The 610-nt window shown below is 62.8% G+C and carries 2 pseudogenes; both read left to right on the top strand.

The window, feature by feature from the left end:
* Positions 1-379: pseudogene (locus AC1DVH_RS32450) on the top strand (hypothetical protein); the annotation flags it as partial.
* Between the two features lie 130 nt (positions 380-509).
* Positions 510-610, top strand: a pseudogene (locus tag AC1DVH_RS32445) (DUF6502 family protein); the annotation flags it as partial.

Below are 610 nucleotides of genomic sequence, written 5' to 3'. Positions count from 1 at the left end.
TGGTGGTGGTGGTGGTGGTGGTGGTGGTGGTGGTGGTGGTGGTGGTGGCAACGGTGGTGGCGGTGGCGGTGGCGGTCATGGTGGCAATAGTGGCCACGGCGGCAACAGTGGGAGTGGTGGCAACAGTGGTCACAGCGGCAGCGACCATGGGAATTCAGGCCATGCCGGTTCTGGAGCCTCGAACTCCGGTCGCGGTGGTACCCATGCAGAAGCCGGTGACGACCACGGCAACCACGCTCGCGGTGAAGCCGGTGACGACCACGGCAACCACGCTCGCGGTGAGCCTGGTGATGACCGCGGTGTCCATGTCGGCGGTGAGCCTGGTGACGACCGCGGTGCCCATGTCGGCGGTGAACCCGACGACGACAGCCGGATCTGAAGCGTTTTGCGGCCTCGTGCAAAACCCTGGGGACCGGTTTTGCACGAGGCGCGAAAAAAATACGCGCGTGCGTTCATGGGATTATTTCCCACGTAGCTATACTGGGGTTATCTATCCAGGAATTCGCTGAATGCAATCGTCGACGCTGCCCACCTCGCTCCTCAAAGCCTTGCGACATGTCATGCGGCCGCTGGTACGCCTGATGCTGCGCAAAGGCGTCACCTACCTGGT

Source organism: Pseudomonas sp. P4_C3, assembly GCF_056402075.1.
Note: the sequence above shows the minus strand (reverse complement) of the source record. Positions and strands in the feature narration are given on the sequence as shown.